At 37.1% G+C, this 272-nt stretch carries 1 pseudogene; it reads right to left on the minus strand.

What is annotated here, in order from left to right:
- A pseudogene (locus HMPREF2877_RS06025) lies at nt 1-272 on the minus strand (IS5/IS1182 family transposase); the annotation flags it as partial.

The following is a 272-nucleotide window of genomic DNA, read 5'->3' on the forward strand; positions in this document are numbered from 1 at the left end:
TTACTTTTATACTCTCGATAACCTTCACGTGTAGTTGTACGATAAGTTAACACCTGGTTCTCAGGACAAAGATAACAGTCAAAATGTTCGTCATAGACAAAGTCTTTTGGACGTAAAAAATCTTTCTTACCTCTTGGTCTAGTGTAAGGGAAAACTGGTGTAATCCCTTTTTCTAGAAGAAACTTGGCAATACTAGGTGTTTTGTAGCCTGAATCCGCAATAACAAATTTAGGTGAGAAGGGTTCTAGTTTGACAAAAAGAGCAGAGAAAGC

Origin of the sequence: Streptococcus sp. HMSC072D03 (assembly GCF_001812855.1) — a bacterium.
Lineage (GTDB): Bacteria > Bacillota > Bacilli > Lactobacillales > Streptococcaceae > Streptococcus > Streptococcus salivarius_D.